The 17,958-nt window shown below is 63.5% G+C and carries 15 protein-coding genes; 1 reads left to right on the forward strand and 14 read right to left on the reverse strand.

Annotated features, from left to right (window positions below):
• Positions 1-15: 15 nt before the first annotated feature.
• Positions 16-2,736, forward strand: a complete 2,721-nt coding sequence (locus B7438_RS10950) for an AAA family ATPase (RefSeq protein WP_256921983.1) — start codon at positions 16-18, stop codon at positions 2,734-2,736.
• A gap of 525 nt (positions 2,737-3,261) precedes the next feature.
• Here the strand turns inward: B7438_RS10950 and B7438_RS10955 are convergent.
• From B7438_RS10955 to B7438_RS11015, 14 genes are all read right to left on the reverse strand, one after another.
• Positions 3,262-6,825, reverse strand: coding sequence for an ATP-binding protein (locus B7438_RS10955; RefSeq protein ID WP_143465805.1), 3,564 nt, complete (start codon positions 6,823-6,825; stop codon positions 3,262-3,264).
• Positions 6,826-6,973: 148 nt separating this feature from the next.
• Entirely contained in the window at positions 6,974-7,408 is a 435-nt protein-coding gene (locus B7438_RS10960) for a single-stranded DNA-binding protein (RefSeq protein ID WP_085369592.1), read from the reverse strand.
• A gap of 110 nt (positions 7,409-7,518) precedes the next feature.
• Complete coding sequence (locus tag B7438_RS10965) at positions 7,519-7,989, reverse strand: hypothetical protein (protein WP_143465807.1); 471 nt, start codon at positions 7,987-7,989, stop codon at positions 7,519-7,521.
• Positions 7,986-8,387: a hypothetical protein gene (locus B7438_RS10970; protein ID WP_143465809.1), complete on the reverse strand. Its 402-nt coding sequence runs from the start codon at positions 8,385-8,387 to the stop codon at positions 7,986-7,988. The genes B7438_RS10965 and B7438_RS10970 overlap by 4 nt, the downstream gene beginning before the upstream one ends.
• Positions 8,387-10,192, reverse strand: coding sequence for a type IV secretory system conjugative DNA transfer family protein (locus B7438_RS10975; RefSeq protein WP_256921984.1), 1,806 nt, complete (start codon positions 10,190-10,192; stop codon positions 8,387-8,389). Before B7438_RS10975 ends, B7438_RS10970 begins: the two co-directional genes overlap by 1 nt.
• On the reverse strand, positions 10,189-11,637 hold the full coding sequence (locus tag B7438_RS10980) for a hypothetical protein (protein WP_085369596.1): 1,449 nt from the start codon (positions 11,635-11,637) through the stop codon (positions 10,189-10,191). The genes B7438_RS10975 and B7438_RS10980 overlap by 4 nt, the downstream gene beginning before the upstream one ends.
• 1 nt (position 11,638) lies before the next feature.
• Entirely contained in the window at positions 11,639-13,174 is a 1,536-nt protein-coding gene (locus tag B7438_RS10985; protein WP_085369598.1) for an SCO6880 family protein, read from the reverse strand.
• 3 nt (positions 13,175-13,177) lie between these two features.
• Positions 13,178-14,224, reverse strand: a complete 1,047-nt coding sequence (locus B7438_RS10990; RefSeq protein WP_085369599.1) for a hypothetical protein — start codon at positions 14,222-14,224, stop codon at positions 13,178-13,180.
• Complete coding sequence (locus B7438_RS10995; RefSeq protein ID WP_085369601.1) at positions 14,221-14,544, reverse strand: hypothetical protein; 324 nt, start codon at positions 14,542-14,544, stop codon at positions 14,221-14,223. Before B7438_RS10995 ends, B7438_RS10990 begins: the two co-directional genes overlap by 4 nt.
• Positions 14,541-14,687 (reverse strand): hypothetical protein, encoded by a 147-nt coding sequence (locus B7438_RS20545; protein ID WP_179150790.1) that lies wholly within the window; start codon positions 14,685-14,687, stop codon positions 14,541-14,543. Before B7438_RS20545 ends, B7438_RS10995 begins: the two co-directional genes overlap by 4 nt.
• 15 nt (positions 14,688-14,702) lie before the next feature.
• A complete protein-coding gene (locus tag B7438_RS11000; RefSeq protein WP_085369602.1) occupies positions 14,703-15,347 on the reverse strand; it encodes a hypothetical protein in 645 nt (214 codons plus the stop codon).
• An 87-nt stretch (positions 15,348-15,434) separates the two neighbouring features.
• On the reverse strand, positions 15,435-16,535 hold the full coding sequence (locus B7438_RS11005; RefSeq protein WP_085369603.1) for a hypothetical protein: 1,101 nt from the start codon (positions 16,533-16,535) through the stop codon (positions 15,435-15,437).
• Positions 16,532-17,245, reverse strand: coding sequence for a sigma factor (locus tag B7438_RS11010; RefSeq protein ID WP_143465811.1), 714 nt, complete (start codon positions 17,243-17,245; stop codon positions 16,532-16,534). The genes B7438_RS11005 and B7438_RS11010 overlap by 4 nt, the downstream gene beginning before the upstream one ends.
• 504 nt (positions 17,246-17,749) lie before the next feature.
• Positions 17,750-17,917 carry an AlpA family transcriptional regulator gene (locus tag B7438_RS11015; protein ID WP_256921985.1) on the reverse strand — a complete coding sequence of 56 codons (168 nt, stop codon included), beginning with the start codon at positions 17,915-17,917 and terminating at the stop codon, positions 17,750-17,752.
• Positions 17,918-17,958: the final 41 nt, after the last annotated feature.

Consider the following 17,958-nt stretch of genomic DNA (forward strand, 5'->3'; position numbering starts at 1 on the left):
AGTGTGAGAGGTGGAGTGGCGCGCTGGAAACGCGGGCAAGCGGCCCAAGGGGTCAAGCAAGCGGTGCACTACGCCTTCGGCGGCGTTTGCGACGCGACCCTGACGGCTAAGACTGCCGACGGTGCGTTAGCTGCGGCCGGGTACGCGGATGCGGTGATGACCCGGTACATCGTGGAGAACGGCGCCACCCGCGACGATCTCCTCACCCGCACCCAGCTGAGGGATTGGGTCGACGGCATTGACCCGCTTACCGGTGAACGCCGTGGCCGAGACCTGGAGTCGCCGGTCGCTGATCTGATTCTGGATGCGACGATCAACGCACCGAAGTCGTTCTCGATCGCGGCGATGCTGGACACGGAGTTGGCGGCCGCGTACGAGGATCTGCAGGACCGCCTGCGGGACCGAATCATCAAGCTGTGGCAGACCGAACTGAACGCCCGCCGCGGGAAGCAAGGAGCCATCCGAGAGGATCTCACTCGGATCGAGGTCGTCGAGTTGCGGCACGAACGATCGCGTTCGTTGGACCCGCACAAGCACCGCCACCTGTGGCTGAACGTCAAGGTCCAGGGCGTCGACGGGAAGTGGTCGAATGTCGACACCCGGGTCGCGTTGCGGTTCCAGAACGTCGTCAACGCGGAGGGCGATCTCGCTTCCCGGACCGACCCTGCGTGGATCGCCACGCTGGCGGAGAAGGGCTTCACGCTTGACGCGGGTGGGGAGATAGCGCAGCTGGAGCATCTTGTGCGGCCCCTGTCGAAGCGGTCTGCGCAGATCGAAGCGAACAAGGCAGCCCACCTCCACGCCTGGAAAGAGCAACACCCGAACGAGGAGCCCTCATCCACCGTACTGACTCAGATCGATCAGTGGGCGTGGGCGGCCGGCCGGCCGAACAAGCCCGGGTGGCTGAACGAGAAGGATTGGGCATCCATCGTGATGTCAGAACTCCTGCATGCCGATCCAGAACTCGTCGAGCCGCGGAGTGCGACGGTAGCGCGGTCGGTCGCCATCGAGGACCTGGACGTCGAACTCCTCGCGGCGAAGGCGATCGTCGATGCGGACGCCCGGTCAACCGGGACGGGAGGCCGATTCAGCGACATGGATGTCCGAGCGGGAGCCATCCGAGCGATCGCCGCGTCTGGCGTGGTCGCAGATCGCACTTTACTTGCCGAGATCGTGGATGAAGTGACTTCCCACGCGACTCGGACGCACACGGTGACGCTCTTGTCGGAGCCGGACATTCCTGCACACATCAAGCGGCGTATGGCGACTTCGACCGCAACCCTCAAGACAACCCTCGCACAGCGGACCGACTCGCTCACCGCCCCGGGCGAGGTGCTGCCGTCTGGCGAGATTGCCGCTGTTGCGAATGCGATCGACCCGGAACGAAGGCTGGACCAGGGGCAAGCTCGCGGCGCCTCGTCGATTGCGGGATCGGACCGGATTGTCGCGGTATCGGGCGCCGCCGGGACTGGCAAGACGACGATGCTAAAAGTGGCTGGCGTTGCTCTCCGCAGGCGAGGTCGGAACATGATCATCGTGGCTCCGACGAAGAAGGCATCCGCCGTCGCGGGCCGCGAAGCAGAGAGCGCGTCATCGTCTCTCCACCAGTTGCTCCACGACTACGGATGGCGATGGACCAGCAACCGAGCCGGCGCTACTGAGTGGTCGCGCTTGCGCTCTGGCGATATAGACCCGGCAACCGGGGTCCAGTATGCGGGGCCCCGGATTGGTATCAGTGCGGGCGATCGCATCGTCGTGGACGAAGCCGGCATGCTCGACCTCGAAGCCGCGAACGCGCTTCTCGACATCATCGGTCGAACAGGAGCAGGTGTCGCCCTAGTCGGCGACCAGCATCAAGCTCTCCCCGTCGGCCATTCGGGCGCGATGGCGCTCTTCTGGCGTCGCGCAACTCGCCAGGTCGAACTCGACACGATTCACCGTTTCACGGATCCCGCCTGGGCAGAATTGAGCCTCAGGTTCCGCAACCCGGACAGCCGCGAGGCTGCTGAAGTTGCGGACGAACTTATTCGAACCGGCCACGTCGTCCTCGTGGACAACGAGGTCGAAGCGCGCAGCGCGATGATCGCGGCATGGTTCGAGGCAACCCGGGCGCGGCAGAGCATTGCCCTTGTGACTGCGACGCACGCTGAGGCGCAATCGGTTAGTGAGGACATCCAAGCTCGCCGAATTGCTGACGGGTCAGTCGATACGAAGACTGGTACATCGGGGCAAGCGGGGCAGGCCATATTCGTCGGAGACGTCGTCCAGACGCGGCGGAATGACAGCACGACTGACGTGCAAAATCGTCAGAACTGGGTCGTCAAGCGTGTCGCAGCCGACCATGTGATGCTCGCGTCCGACCGGGACTCGACCGATCTGCGAAAGATCACCCACGAGTACGCAGCGTCGCATCTCCACCTGGCATATGCGACGACTGTTTACGGCGTTCAGGGCGAGACAACAGACCTCTCGTTTGTCGGCCCAGGCGTCGACGCTGCGGGACTCTATGTCGGACTCACGCGAGGCAAGCAGAACAACATCGCAGCGGTCGTCGCTGCAAACCGGGCATCGGCCGCTTCTGAGCTCGTTGAGACGATGCAACGGCGCCCCGTCGAAGAGACTGTCGAAATGTCGCGAGCAGCGGCACGGACAGAGCTTCATCGCGCTGCACAGCCTCAAAGCGATCCCATTCACGTGGCCGGGTCGGACCAAACCGCATATCCGGCGTTGCGCTGAACCGCGCCGTTAGTTGACGGCTAACCCGCTCACTCGTAGTTGTCGGCCAACGCGGTTCGCACCATCGAGGTTGCCTCCCTGCGCATCGAACCGGAGAAGCGCCAAGCCGACAGCGTCTGCCCGGTCTTGAGCCTCCGGGAGCACACCGCCAGACAAGAAGACTAATGGGCACCGCCCGTCGCCGGCAGCGATGGCCGCGGCCCTTTCAACCACGTCAAGGCCAAGGTTCGCGCGCCGATTATCCACCCAAGCCAGGAATCGACTGCTGTAGAGGTCGCAAACTTGTGCAGCGGGCTCAGAGGCTGCAACAACGTCTAACGCGCCGAGGTAGACCATCCACTCTCGGCATAGGTCAACGGCCTCCTCGTCTGAGGCTCGCCACGCCAGCGGTTTCGGCTGCTCGACTTGCATACGAACAGTTTCCACCCCACCTCCGAGCGTTCAGTCAAGAAGTGATCGGAGATCTTCTTGACTGAGTCGATCCGGACGGCCGTCAGTCCGGCAGAAGCACAGCCCAGGCGATTATTAGTGCCGTCGGCTGATCCTGAGGCCGTGACCCTCCGTCCTCCATGAGCTAACAGTTCCGAGACCCCTTAGTCGCTCCAAGAGTTCCACCAATCCTGGCGTCTCCGGCAACCATGGCTTGTCGCGCCCTCTTTCGGCCAGCATCGACCACCTGGTCGGCAGGTTACGCAAGACCTCTAGAAGCGCTTGGTCAGAGAGCGAGTAAATCGAGAGCAACCGAGCCATAATTGCGGCCGAGCACTTTCCTTCAGCGAGCTCGGCCAGGAAGCCCGCCGGGAGGTTCGGTCGCCGAAGCGTGAGGTCGCGTGCTATTGCGTCAGCAGATCCGGCCGACATCTCGACGCTACCGTCGGATATGCCCGCAATGAGAGCGTTCTTGATACTCGCCGGAATTGTGGTCTCCCCGAAGATTCGGGCTAATTCGCCGATCGGATAGTCGATCTGTGCCGCGTAACTTGCGAACGAACGTGAGCTTCGCATGTATGCGAGTCTTGCCGCCCATCCCTTTTGTCGAACAGCTTCAAAGACCGTCGGTGAATCGCTGATCAGTCGCGCGCGAAGAAGGTAACCAAAGATGTCACCCTCGACCTTCGGCAGACTTGCTACATCCAACGCCGGGCTCAACTTCAATCGGCCGACGAATCGGACACGTTTAGTCGGTGCGATGCTGCGCGCAGCCAAGACTGCATGAGCGACCTCCAGTCGCAAAGGCTGGTCAAGGTCGTCCACCTTCGTGACCTCTTGTTTGCGCGAAATCCTCGCAGCAAGCACATCGTCGATGCCGTGCGCCTTTATGTACTCGAACACGGTCTTGGCCGATTCTGTCATTGTGCGGTTTGCGAGGAAGGCTGGCCAAAGGATTGACGCGACGCCTTCAAGATTCATGTCACGAATCGATTTTGTTGCCCGCGCCAAGAGCGGGTGCATTGCCGACTCGTTCTCTGGGCCGAGCGCATGTAGCAGGTAGTTGAGGACCGGTGCAGCCTGTGACGGATTAGAGAACGGGTGTTGCCCCGTTGGCAGCGCGTTCAAATACGCCGGTATGTCATCGACAACTCGGAGGAGCGTGGCTTTTCCGAATGCGTAGGAGTCTTCCAAACCCCACGATCCAATCACCCGCGCAGCGGCGGCGAAATTGGCAGCGCTCGGCCGATACAGGCCTTCGCGAACGAGATGCTCATGCCAGCCTTGCGCGAAGTCAGCGAGCGAGGATGCTCGCAGCCGCGCTCGTCCCAGTAGTCGAAGAATTAGCGCGCGATTTTCGGACGAGGGTTCAGTTTGGAACGCTGACAATTCGGTTGCCCGCTCGTCCACGAAGGTCGCGAAACTCCCCGGGACAATCTGATCAACCTCCTTGCTCAGGTTGAGGAGAACGGTGTCCACCAAGCTGGCCGCGAGGTCGACGTGGTTCGGCATCGGTGAGAGCGCAATTTGAAGCGCATTTGCCGAGCGGGGAGCCAACTTTTCGAGAAGGAGCGGCTTGTGTCTGCCATCGATTAGGTAGGCGTCAAGGAACGAATCGACGTCATCGCCGCCCGCCGTGAGTTGCCGGAGGATGGGGTCAAATCGTTGGTCAGTGATCAGGGCGTTGACGATGTCGACGTTGAGCGCACTTCGTGTATCCAACATGCGGCTGCCTGCTTCGAGGAGTACCCCCTCGACATCGTGATCTTCCCCTACCGGAGCGTGAATGTCGAGCACACCGGGCTGGACAACATGCAACACGTAGTTCATTGCGCTCGCAGTGACGATCCCGCCATAGAACCGACTCACGTAAAGGCTGAAGTTCCGATCGACCAGCCGGTTCTCTACGAGTTCGCGGGCAAGCGGGCTTGCGTCGTCTAGATGTAACGCGCCCCTAAGGGTCTCGAAAGACGGCGGGAGCTCCACGTCACTCATTGTCAGTAGATCGCTGGCCTCCGCCGTGAGGATGTCGGCTCGACGCTCCTTTAGCAGAACTTCTGAAGCCTTCGAGTCGACCGCGGTCGGGGACCATTCGAGAAGCATCAAGTCACCGAGGAATGCTTCAACATCAGCAGAGTTTAGTGAAGCGGAATAGGAGCCTGTCGCAAATTGAAGATCGAAGTCTGCGGCTTCGAGTGCCTGCCAAAAGTCGAGGTCAAGCGCTCCTTCCTGGGTAAAGGAAGCTCCACCAACTGTAAAGGTCAGCCTGGTGATCGCACGCCCGGCCACCCGCATCGACAGAGCCAGGCCTTCGCGCAGGGCCTCCCCAGCAGACTGCGCCTGATTTTCCAGCTCAGCTCGAGAGAGCTCGCCCCCTATTGCCGACAAGAGCGCAGCATCGAAACGACGCGCATTGAGAGAGATAAGGTCACGACGGCCGCGCTCGATTAGATCAAACTGGCTTTGTCCTCCACGGATTTGCTCGTAGTCCTCAAGGTGAACCGCCTTGTACAGCATCAGAGCAAAGAGGCTGTCCGGCCTGAGGTGCTCCAGCTTGTTCGTTTTGATCCGATTCAGGAAAACGTCGTATTCATTGACGACTGTCTTGATCACCCGCATGTCCTGAACGTGCGTCGCCGCGATAGATAGCGCCTCCTGCGAGATTCCCCGATCACCAACTTCGGTGTCCCAGAGATCGATCGCTGTTCGTCGTGTAGCGAAAGGCACGATCGGGATGACAAGGTCGAAGAACTTCGCTCGTGCAGATGCCGCGTCTAGCCCCGACGTCCGTGAGTCACGTCCGTCGAGAACACCGATATCCTCGAACACGCTGTCCCTGAGGGCGTATACAAACCGAATCGGTCGCCCGATCTGCCGCGAAGAGTTGAGTAAAACGTTGAGCTCGCGAAGCTCTTCGAAAATGGTCAGTGTTTCGAACCGATCAAGGTCTTCGAAGATCGCGACTGAACACCGTGTCGCGCTAAAGAAATAGACGATCTCGTCGAGGTACTGGTCAAAGTAACTCTGATCGCTCTTGTCGGCGACAATGTGGGCCGGGCCGGTACTGAGTGCCGCAACGTGAAACCGGCCGAGAACGAAGCTTTGCCCAAGCGCGATCAAGACAGTAAGAAGTACAAATGCCGACAACCAAAGGATGGTCACGGCTACCGCCGAGCGATCAGTGAGCTGTTCAAATCGATCGCCCGCATGCGTCGCGAATGCGATCAGCAGAATTATGAAGCTGACTGACGCGGCGACGGCCATTGTTGAGCCGAGTCCACGTCGCTGTACTCGTCGAAACCTGGACTCAGACAGCTTGCTCGGCTTCTCGCGGTAGAGGAGCTGTTTGACGATCTCCTTTTGAATCTCATCTGTTTGGCTCGAGTTCGTCACCTTGGTGTCTTGCCTACGGAATGCGGGCAACGATACGGTTACCACTTCCTGATCGCCAAGGTCTTGCGAGAGTTCGCGAAGGACGCTGCTTTTACCAGATCCATATGTGCCTGTAAGCGCAATGTTGAGCGGGGCAGAGCCTGACGTGTCGCTCAGCGCCGACCGAAGATACCCGAGATAGATGCCGTGCTCATCTTCATTGAAGACGGGAGTTAGCGGGCGAAGCGGCTCACTGGGCAATTCGGTCGTCACTGTGGGTTTCGGCACATTTGAATGTCTACAGGGTTAAAGGTGCTAGGCCGGCGATTTACGATCTCCGATTTCGGGGCGCCGTGGAGCGCGCCGATACCCGATGGCTCTGAAACAAAGAGGTAGCGAGGCGGACTAGGTTCGCCCCGCTACCCAGGGTGCGTCGTTAAGAGATGGTCGCGGCAGAGGCAAGGTCGACGCTTTGGTTGGGCCCTGCCACGGCTGGGCCGTCAGCTTTTGGGGCGCGACGAGTCACCTCCGCGGTGGCGTAGCGGAGGGAGGGCCCGACGCTGTCGGCGACGACTTCGGTGGCGGCTCGGGGTTCGCCGGTGGCCTGGTCGGTCCAGTGGCGGAACTCGAGGTTGCCGTTGACGATGACGGTGTCTCCTTTGGCGAGGCTGGCGCGGACGTTTTCGGCGGTGCGGCCGAAGACGGTGGTGCGGTGGTACTGGGTGTCGCCGTCAACCCATTTGCCGTCCTCAAGTTTTCGGTCGGTGACGGCGACGGTGAACTTGGCGAACTTGGTGCCGTTCTGTGATTCGCCGTAGTCGGGGTCGGCGACGAGGTTGCCTTCGATGCTGATCGGGACTCGTGTGCTCATCGTACTTTCCTTTCGATTTGGCGGCCCTTTGTCGGGTCGCTTTCAACTACACGTTCCGATTCGACGGAGGAATATGCGCGCTGGAGGCGCGCAAACCCGGTGTTCTACGGCTACGGTCGCGCATGACTCTGGCTGATCCAATCGGCCCAGTCCGAGAGCACCGCATCGTCGCCGTTCTGCGGGAGTTCGGTGTGGCCGTTGTGGCATTCGCCGTTGTACCAACCCGCGAGCCTCGGGATGGCGACGGCGAGGCGTTCGTGCCAACCGATGGGTCCGTAGCCGGCGTCGAGGCTGTCGTAGGAAACCAGCCAGGCGGTGTGGAGGGCTGAGAGCTCTTCGACGAGCGCGCCGTGCTTGTACCAGCAGGGTGGGATCTTCCGGATCGCGAGGTTGTAGCGGTGGGTGAACCAGGTGACCCAGTCCCGCAGTTCGGTCCAGACCTGTGGGGCGTCGGCGTCTTCGAGGGTGCGCCAGTTGATCACGGTGATGCCGAGCATCCCCGGGGTTCGTCGGGGTGCCTGGTCGTCCCACGTATCGGGGAGTGAGGCCACGAGTTCATCGAGTGGGATGTCGTCTGTCACTGCTGGTCCAGGGCTTCGATGTAGCGGCCGATCTTTGCGCGGAGGCGCGTGATGGCTTGGAGGGATGCGGTGCGGCGGGAGACGAATCCAGAGAGGGCGCGGTCGCGTTCGATGAGTTGGTGAACGTATTCGTGGCAGCGCGGGTGGAGGGCGGTGAGGTCTTCGTGGCGCTCGTGGGCGATCCAGCCGTGCGGGGTATGGGTGACGCCGCGGTAGTCGAGGTGGTGCAGTTCGAGGGTTCGAGCGCTGCCGGCGCCGAGGCACATAGCGCAGCGGATTGTGCTGGCGCGGCGTGCTTCCTCGATGAACCAACGGTCTCGGCGGCCGAACCAGACTGGCGAATGGAGGTAGCGGGTGCGGTAGTTATTGTCCCTGGCGGGACGGCGACGGTTGGACATCAGTGTTCCTCCCGGGCGGATCCTCGGCGGTCCAGAGCAGCTTGATATTGTTCGGCGAACACGACCTGCTGGTCGAGCTCGGTGAGCTGCTTGCCCGTTCTGACCTGGCGGGCGTCGTCTCGGTCTGTCCAACCGCGCAGGTCCAGAAGGATCCCGCGACGCGTCCTGTATGCGAGGAGCCCGACGGTTTCGGGCATTCGCCGAATCTCGTCGATTGTCATGACGGGCACCTTCTCGTTGTTGACGTTTGTGGAGGATCCGGTGTCGTTGTAGGAGTGGCCGGTGTTGCGGATCCGTCGGAGGCCGAGGAGCGATTCGATGTCGCGGAGGTGGTCGACGTCGGACGCGCCGCCGAGGAGGAGCTTGGCGGTTGCAGCGGACCAGATTGTGTCAGCTTCCGATCGTGACCAGGCAGTCTCTGCCTGCGAGAGTGCTTGGAGCACGACGACGGTGGAGATGCCGACACCGCCACCGTCGGCCATGATCCGTGGCAGTGCGGGCCAGGAGAACATGTTCGCGATCTCGTCCAGGACTAGTGCGAGCGGCAGGTCGAGGCGAGAGCCGGGTGAGGCGAGTGCCTTGCGGCGGGCGGTCTCGACGATGTCGTCCAGGATCGCTCCGAGGAAGCCGCCGACGGACCCTGCCCCGGCACCGGTGCCGACGAGATACAGACTGTTGGATCCGGCGAGGAACCGGTCGAGGTCGAACTGCTCTCCTGGTCCGGGCGTCATCGCGTTCCGGATCGCGGGAATCGACAGGGGTCGGAGGGCGCCGAAGACGCCGAACCAGGAGTTGGCGAGGAGTTTCTCGTCGCCGTTGATGATCGCGTCCAGGTCCTCGGACCAGCCCGGCGATCCTTGGTTCGCGAGCACGCCGACTGCTTCCAGTGCGAGGCGTGGATTGGATCCCCACCGAGCCAATGCATCGGTGCCGCGACCGGAAACGGCAGCGGCATGCAGGAGCCGGGAGAGCACGGAGGAGGAAACCTGCGCCCATTCCTGGTTGGACTTCGATGCGCCGAGTGCGGTTCCGGCGACGATCGCCTGGGCTCGCTGATCGGCGACGAGCGGGTCCTCGCATCCGGTGACGGGTGAGATACGCAAGGCGGAGCGGACACCAGAGAGTTCCTGCGGGTCGAACACGGTCACTTCGCCGACGCGGGCGCGTTCCCGCATCGTGGCGGAGAGATTGTCGTTTCGGGTGGAGGTGGTGATCAGTGGGCCGTCCCAGTCGAGGATGGCGTTGATGATGAATCGGTAGCCTTTGCCGGAGCGGGGTGCGCCCTCGACGACGATGGAGTCCTCGATGGACACGTAGACGTCCTGGCCGTGGGCTTGACCGACTTTCCATCCGACTGCCGACGGTGTCGGATTGGTCAGGGACGGGCGGAGGGTCTTGGCGCGGCGGAGGGCGGTTCGGGCGGAGGTGTGCTTGCGGACTTCGCCGGGCTTGGCCAGCCCATCGCGGCCGCGGAGTTCGTGGATGAAGTGTCGGTCGGACTGGCGGTAGCGGAGCCACCAGATGGCCGCGGCGGCGACCGTTCCGAGAATAAGCAGGAGGGCCAGCGCGTCGAGCACGCGAATCAGGTCGACGGGTGCCACGCACGTTGACGGGTACGTGAAACCGGCAAGGCTTCCATTGAGCGCGAGTTGGAGGCCTGCAAAGACGCTCGACGGTTGACCGCCGGTGCCGCAGACCGCGGAGATCGTCCCCGCTGCAATCCCCGTCGCAAGTGCACCGGCGACGACCAGCCCGAAGAGCGAATACAGGGCGATGTGTGTCCAGGACGAGCCGTGAGTTCTCATGCTCGTTCGCCTCCGAGGGCGTCGGTGCGGAAGATGCCGAGTTCGTAGTCGGTGCAGATATTGCGGACCTTCGCCACCCGGTCCTGGCCGATCTGCCAGAGGCCTTCACCTTTGTGGAGTTTGCGGACAAGGTCGGCCTGGGTGTCGTTCCAGCCCAGGATCTCTCGGGACCGGGCGATCTCGCCTGAGTGCTGCGCGTAGGAGATGCGGGTCTCGCAGTCGGCGAGGAGGCCGAGTGCCCGCGAGTGGAGTGCGCTATTGCGATCGCCGAGCGCGTCGAGGTCGGCGACCCGGTGCAGCAGGTACCAGTTGCTGGTGCCGAGGTGGCGCGCCACCTTCTCGTCTTCCACCCGGTCGGCGAGCCCGTCGCCGCCGGAGACATCGTTGAGAAGTTCGACGGCGGCCTCCTCGTGGATGATGACCCGAGCCTGCCGGTTGGCGCCGAGCGAGGAGCGGCGGATCCAGTTCGCTGTCGCGAGGCGGGCGAGAGCCTGCGCTTCCGGGGATGCGCCCTTCAGCGCGGACGTGTCGACGACCATCATCGGGGCGTCTGCGTCGAAGCGAACCGTGGATGGTCCATCGAAGAAGCCGGTGAGGTCGCCGGATACCATCCGTCGGAGTGAGTGTGCGAGCCGATGTCCGGCGTCGGCTACCTCAGCGGGCTGGTCTGGGTCGGGGTCGACGAGGCGGTTGTAGACGTGGGTGATGGTGACCGTCGACTGCCCGCGGAGTGCGTCGAGCGCGACGTCGAGCGCGGTGTGTTCGACCGGTTCTAGGTTTCCGCCTTCGCGGAGGCGGCGGATGATCGTCTTGACCGTGCCGCGGCGATATTGGAGTACGTTCTGGTTCCAGTCCTCATCTGAAAACGTCGCATCTCGCGGACCCTCGTCGAGCAGGTTGATGCGGGCGGCTTTGCCCGGGCCGACACTGATCGAGGTGCCGCCGACGTACTCGGCGACGCGCGCCCATTCGCCGTTGGGGTCGTGCGGGACGGCAACCTTGCGACCCAACCGTGCCAGGCGGGAGGACCAGGACTTGGCGAGCATCGACTTGCCGGTGCCTTTGACGCCGAGGATGGCGACGGAGTGGGAGCGGACGGCCTCGGCTGAGTAGGCGTCCCAGGGGTCGAAGCAGAACGGGGCTCGGGAGAGCTCGTTCTCGCCGATGTACGCACCGGTCAGGATGTCACCCGTCTCCGCCAGGAACGGATACGCACCACCAAGGACCTTGGACGAGCAGTGGTGTGCGGGTGGGTTGGCGCGCAGTGGGCCGCGCAGATTGCGCGGCTGCTTCCACCCCCAGGCTGGCATCTTTGACGCCGGCAACTCCGTCGATTGCAGTTTCCAGCTCGAACCCTTGTCGGCAGATTTCGGCTGGCGGTTGCGCCCGTTGGCTCCAGGTTTCTCGCCAGTTGGGATGCGGCCGATGACGGTGTTGGGCTTCATCTCACTCCCCTTCCATCGGCACTGGGAGGGCTCCGGTGACGAACCCGGCCGCCTGCTGCCCTGACATTGACGCCAGCACCAGCCGAGCCGGGTGTGAGGCCTGCTCGATATCTGTGCGGGCCTTGGACAGGGCATCCTTCGACTCGGCGGAGACGGTCACGAACCCGCGGTACTGCACATCACCGAACCCATCGACCAGATCGTGCTCGCGCACCGCAAGGTCCTCCTCCTCGCGCAGGTGCGTGAGCGGGATCCGGGAGGAGAGTTTCATCCGAATGGTGGCCGAGGTCTCCATGTCGGATTGCGCGCGGTTCAGCTGGGCCAGCGCCTTGTGCGTCGCCACCGGGCGAACCTGCAGCGTGATCACTCGGGTCGCGTCCCCGGCGTAGAGCAGCGGTTCCAGAAATCCGGTGCGGACGTCGGTGCGGGGCCACTCGGCGACCCAAAAGGTCTGATGCCACGACTCGTCTACCCGCATCGTGTCCCAACCCTCGTCGATCCCCATCACCGGGGGTGCAGTCCGCGTGTCGGTCGCGGCGGCTTGCTCGCGTCGGGTCGCCGCCGACACGGGGTCGGCGGAGAGCGCCAGGAGTTCGTCGAGGTCGTCCGAGGTAAGCCACCCGGCTGGCGTCAATCGGGCGTGCTCCATCGAGGTCTCGATGCCGGCGACCCGCTCCTTCAGTACAGCGGCGAGACCGGTCAGGCCCCTACCTGCGTCGCGGATCGCCGCGTTCAGGGTGCCGGTGTCGAAGGTGAGAGTGACGAAATTCGTGAACCCCATCGACCGCTTGGACGCGGTCTGGGTCAGATCCCAATACTGCTGACGCAGTTCGGGGCTGACCTGGGGAGCATGTTCGGTCTCCCGAGCTAGCAGGTAGTCGCGCAATTCGTTCGACGACGCGCGATCAACACGGACACGGATGGTGGTTTCGCGGACGCCAGGCAGACTTTCGAGCGAGCTGAGCCATTCGACGAATCCGTCATAGGCGGCTTCCTGGGTGCCTTTGTCGCGCAGCGCCCACGCTCGGGATCCGACGCGGACGGTGACGGAGGCGAGGCGGCCGCGGGCGTTGTAGATGAACGCGCCGGCACCAGGGATCTGTACGATCTGCACGTCGCCGAGCGCACCCGGCAGGAGGAATTTCGAGGTCACGATCGGCGCGGCGGCGGCGACCTGCGCGTGCCCGACGCTCAGGGACGCCATAGTGACCCGCAGCCAGACGTCGCGGCGGAACACCGTCTGGCCGGCGACGCTGCGGTACGCGTACCGTGCGGCCTGCGCTGCGATCACGAGGACCGGTTCCCGCCGGTAGGTGGCGAGGGCGAAGAAGGCCACGAGGGCGACGATTGGCAGCATCACCCAAATTGCGTTGGCGTTGATGAGCAGCGTCGCAAGCAGAATGGCGATGGCCCCGCCCACGACGACGAGTTGCAGGAACGTCAGCCCGAGGAAGATCCCGCGGCGCTCGCGGGCGGCGAACCGGACACGTGGTGCGCCCTCGTCGCTGATCAATTGGTCGGCGGTGATGGTGGTCATCCGCTATCTCCCAACCTTGATGACTCGTGCGGCAGACCGGACCGGTGCTGCCGCAGTGTTGACGCGCGAGAACTGGTCACGCATCGAGAACCGGTGATGAAGCGCTGTGCCGACCTCGGCTCCCGCGAACGAGACGAGCTTGGTGGCCCAGAGCGGGCTGAACGAGGCGGCGATCACCGCGCCGGCGGCGATCAGGATGACGCTGATGCTCAGGCTGGCCTTGGTCAGCTCCACCGCGAGCAAGACGACGCCTGCAGCGAGCGGTTTGGCGATCAGCAGCCCAACGGTGAGGTTCATCCACCGTTGCGCCCACGCGGTGAGCTTGGGCTGGCCGATCATCATCAACCCGACCGGCGCCATTGCAGCCAGCGCCAACAGACCGAACTCGCGGATGGACATGGCGATGAACAGGAACAGCGACGCGATCATCATGAGTCCGACGACGAGAAGCGCCATCACATATTCGCCCACCGAGGCCGGTCCCTGCGCTCCTTGCGACACCATGGTGAAGATGACGCCACCCTGGGTGAACTGGGAGTTATGCATGACGGCGTTGGGGGCCTGCTTGGAGACATCGAGGATGCCGATCACGCGCAGCAGTCCCTTGCTCAGGTCGCCGCCCTGGACGGTGGTGGTGAGACTGGTCGTTATGGCGTCGGTGACACCGGACGCCTTCTGCATACCCCACACGCAGATCGCGGAGAACGGGATGGCGAGCGCAGCGCCGGCGGCGGTGCGGCCGATCCGGTGCCAGTCCTGGAGGATCATTGCAATCCCGATCTGGACGAGGGCGACGATCAGGATGACGGGTGCGGTGACGGCGACCCAGAACAGGAATTGGGAGTGGGCGATGTTCCAGCTGCCCTGGTCGATGTTGGTGTTGAATGCCCCGCCGATCATGGTGGCGATGAAGTCGCCGAGGTTGCGGATGGTGGACGCCATGAACTGGGCCACTGTTTGTGAGGCTTGGCAGCTGAAGTCGGAGAGGAAGCAGCCGTAGTTCGGCGAGAACGGATCGGGCGGTGCTGAGAGAACGAACATGATGCTCACGCCACCTTTAGCGACTGACCCCAGTTGATCAGTCCGGCGATGCCGCCCGCGACGGCGACGCCGGCGATGCAGCTGACCAGCCCGACCATGCCCATCTTCTGCACCCGTCCATTGCTGGAGATGTGGCCGACCACGATGAATCCGGCGGCGATTAGTCCCCCGATCACGGCGAGGCTCAGCACGATGGCGAACACTACGTTCGCGATCGACTGGAGCGCGGAAACGCCAGGGCCGGAGAAGTCCGGCGACGGGTTGGCCACTGTCAGCACGGTGATCGCGCGCGAGTGCACGGTCACCAGGGCCTCGTTGAGTGCGTTCATGATTCGATGTTCCTTTCCGTGGTGTCCGTATTCGAAGTGGGTTCGTTCGTCTCAGCCATCCGTTTGGCGGTCAGCAGTCCGCTGCCGACGATGCCGAGCAATGCGATGCCGAGAATCAGCAGGAGACCGAGCAGGTTAAGCAAGAGGTCCACCTTGTTTCACTCCCCACTCGCGTTCGCAGCCGAGTTCGGTAGTCGAACGATCAGGTGCAGCGGCTGTCCCTCGGAAGGAACATCCAGGGTGAGCAGGAGGCGGTCGACGCCGGTCGGGAGGTACCAGGCGGCGGCGAAGGAGCGCTCCCTGTCGTTCGGTACCGTCCAGTCGGTCTTGCTACCAAAGAGGCCGGTTGGGAGCCACGGCAGTCCCGCGGCTTTCGCGGCGGCAGGTCCATCTACGGTGTCGAGGACGGCGGGTTCGGGGCGCCCATCGAACTGGGTTCCCTTCAACGTGGTGCCGGTGACGATCTGATAGGTCTGATTGCCCTGCGAGGGCTTCCATTCCCCGGTCATCGTGAGCTTCATGAACACCACGGGCGTTCCGGCAGGGAAAAGCTCCTGAGTCGAATCCGGGAGGGTGCACCGGCAGCCGTGCTTCGACTTGAAGGTGCGGCCTGGGAAGACCTGGACGTAGACGGTATCCACGATGCCGTCCGCGGCCGGCACTGCAGCGCTCGACGGAGTCGGTGTCGGCTTGGCCGGCGCAACGGTCGTGAGTGACGGGTTTCTGGTGGGCCCCGTGGTGACGCAGCCGACCAGCGCCAGGCATGGCAGGAGTGCCGCGATTGCGATCAGCTTCTTGTTCATCTCAAGTCACCTCGGTTTTCGTCTGCGCCTTCACCTACACGTTCCGGTTCGGGGTGGGTTTTGGCGCGCATTGGTGAGTTGGGTTGGTCAGGGCACCTGAATGTGCTGGTGGTTGCAGGTATCGGCGAAGGTGTGGGTGATGTTCATCAGCGGGCCGAGAGTTACGCCCGACTGGGCGCGGCAGTCGCTTTGACCGGCGCTCGACCCGCGCGGGGCGTAGGGATCCAGCACATGGATCAATTGGAGGGAGAGGTCGTCCGCACCGGTGAGCGAGCGACGGTTGAGGGCGTAGAAGTCCACGGCTTTGCCCTTCCAGTGCGCCGACTTGGCCCCGGCGCCAGGTGTTGTGCCGGTGCAGCGACGGTTGAGGTCGCTGATGCCGACCTGCTGGAACGACTGGACGGCGACGACGATCAGCTGAAGGACGTGTCCGTCGATCACGCAGTTCGGACTCGCGGTCCCGTCAGCCATGTTGACGACCTGTTGCTGATACCGGGCCTCGAGGAAGTTCAGCTTCTTTTCCTGGATCGCTTGGACCAGCACTGCCGCGGCAGCGCGGGCGTCCGCCGGGATTTGGCACGCGCCGGCGGTTGCCCCGGTGAGCGCGGCGAGGACGTGTTGGGCGGGAGTCCAGAAGGGTGCGTAGTGATTCGGGTCCGCGTTGATCTGGACGGCGTGGGCGATCAAGGTCGGAGCGGTGGTTTGCCAATCCGGCAGGTGGAGCATCCGCGTGTAGAACGCTGCGGCAGCAGTGGCTGGGTCCATTCGTTGGGCAGGGGTGCCGTAGCCGGCGCCCTGCTGGAAGACCCCGATAGTAGTGTTGTCGACGGCGTCGCCGTGGTCGAGGTTCCGTAGCCCGGACTCCCCTATTGCGACCATTAGCGCGAGCGTTTGACCGTGCGGTGGGATGTTCATTTGTTGGCCGACGGTGATGATCGTCGCGGCGATTCTCAACTGGTCGGGCCCATACCCGTCGACGCTCTGGCTGGCGGCCACGGTGGGCGCGGAGCCACCGCACGCTCCCCCACCGCCAAACCCGTTGGCACCCACCGCGAGCACCATCGTGACCGGCAGAGCTACCAAGCTGGCGGGGACGACGAGGACAAGGACAGCGACAACGATCAGCAGATTCCGCGTTGCCTTCGGATGGGCGACTGCGTGCGCGGCCGCGGCTCCCGCCGTGATCATGCCGAGACCTCCTGCTCCAGAACGGCCCGGGCGATCATCATCAGCCGTTTCGCCGTCGCGATCCGCGCTCGCGCCGAGCCGGCGTGGATATGCAGGGTCGCGGCGATCGTCTCGGCGTCGTCGTCGATCATCTCGGCGACCTCCCGGAAGCCGCCCCGCTCAGGGACGCATCCCACAACGACGGAGCCAGTGAGTGGAAGGCCTGCGTCGGCGGCTGCGAGTGCAGCGCGCACGGTGTGCGCCGCCTGGCTCACGCGCTCGCGAACTGTCCGAAGCCCGCGCGCAGAGAGGTGGTGCGCCTCAGCCACACGATCGCCGTCACCATCGGTGAGCCCCAATTCACCCACCACGACCCAGTCGGATGGGCCGACGAAATCGGCGACAAGGCTCATCCACCGGTTGGCTTCGAACCGACCGATCAAGGCATCCAGCGGGTCGATGTCACCCCCCGACTGAATGTCCGTCGGCAACTCATCGGTCTCGATCGCCTTACGCTGTAGTTCGCGCAGGACGACATGGCGAGTTATCCCGAACACGAACGCGTTCGGTGTCCCTTTCGCCGGGTCATATGCGGAACAGCGGTGCCAGACCGACTCCCGCACGATCTGCAGAACGACGTCCACATCGTTCGGGCGGCCCCACAGACGATATCGGACGAATGAGCGCATGCTGTCGACGGTGCGGAGAAGTTCTCCGAGACGATCGTCCACCACTGCGACTTGATTTCCTCCAGCCACGAGATCACAACCTTCCTTGCATGGAGGTGGCTAATGCGAAGGACCGGGTTCGAGCCGTGAGGCCCGTTAGAACAGCGGTGCGGCCGAGCGCGCGTGGGCGCGCGAAAGCCCACCTGGGCAAGGGAGAGAGGATGAACCGAGCAGCGCCGAAGTCATTGGGTTCGGGGCGGCGCCCTCGGATTTGATGGTGGAGCGGCGACTTCGACTCTGAAGTGCGGGAGTCTCAGCCACGATGCGTCACCGCCGCCCTGACTCGAATCGTGAGTCCGGCGTAACGGCAAGTGGGGTAAGGATCAGCCGCTCCATTTGGTGCCGCACGCTACCCCCGAACAGGGGTCGCGCTGTGGCGGCGCGCCGGGGTGCACCGGCTGTTCTACTGACAGCGCTCACACTGCAGGTCATCCATGGGGTCAACAGGTACGAGATACCCGTCAACGAAGTCCTGAATAACCCCCGGGGTGGACGGGTTCGGCTCGTTTATGCGTACGCCCCGGTTCTCGTCTGGGCGCTCGCCTCCAGCCATGCCAACACCTCCGCTCGTTTGTAGAGAACGGTGCGCGGTGTCGGCTTGTAGAAGCGCGGCCCCTTGCCGTGATACCGCAGCTGGGCGAGTGCTGCGATTGACAGCCCAGTGAGCTCAACCACGTCAGCTGGCTGAATGAATTCCCCTGTCATCTCATCTCCTC

It is taken from the genome of Leifsonia sp. NCR5 (assembly GCF_002105485.1).
Lineage (GTDB): Bacteria > Actinomycetota > Actinomycetes > Actinomycetales > Microbacteriaceae > Leifsonia.

Bases quoted from the DNA above. Each gene is read 5' to 3' on its own strand.
- B7438_RS10985 (WP_085369598.1), bottom strand. From the start codon at position 13,174: ATGACCACCATCACCGCCGACCAATTGATCAGCGACGAGGGCGCACCA.
- B7438_RS10970 (WP_143465809.1), bottom strand. From the start codon at position 8,387: ATGTCCAACCGTCGCCGTCCCGCCAGGGACAATAACTACCGCACCCGC.
- B7438_RS10980 (WP_085369596.1), bottom strand. From the start codon at position 11,637: ATGAAGCCCAACACCGTCATCGGCCGCATCCCAACTGGCGAGAAACCT.
- B7438_RS11005 (WP_085369603.1), bottom strand. From the start codon at position 16,535: ATGATCACGGCGGGAGCCGCGGCCGCGCACGCAGTCGCCCATCCGAAG.
- B7438_RS10995 (WP_085369601.1), bottom strand. From the start codon at position 14,544: ATGAACGCACTCAACGAGGCCCTGGTGACCGTGCACTCGCGCGCGATC.
- B7438_RS10960 (WP_085369592.1), bottom strand. From the start codon at position 7,408: ATGAGCACACGAGTCCCGATCAGCATCGAAGGCAACCTCGTCGCCGAC.
- B7438_RS10975 (WP_256921984.1), bottom strand. From the start codon at position 10,192: ATGAGAACTCACGGCTCGTCCTGGACACACATCGCCCTGTATTCGCTC.
- B7438_RS11000 (WP_085369602.1), bottom strand. From the start codon at position 15,347: ATGAACAAGAAGCTGATCGCAATCGCGGCACTCCTGCCATGCCTGGCG.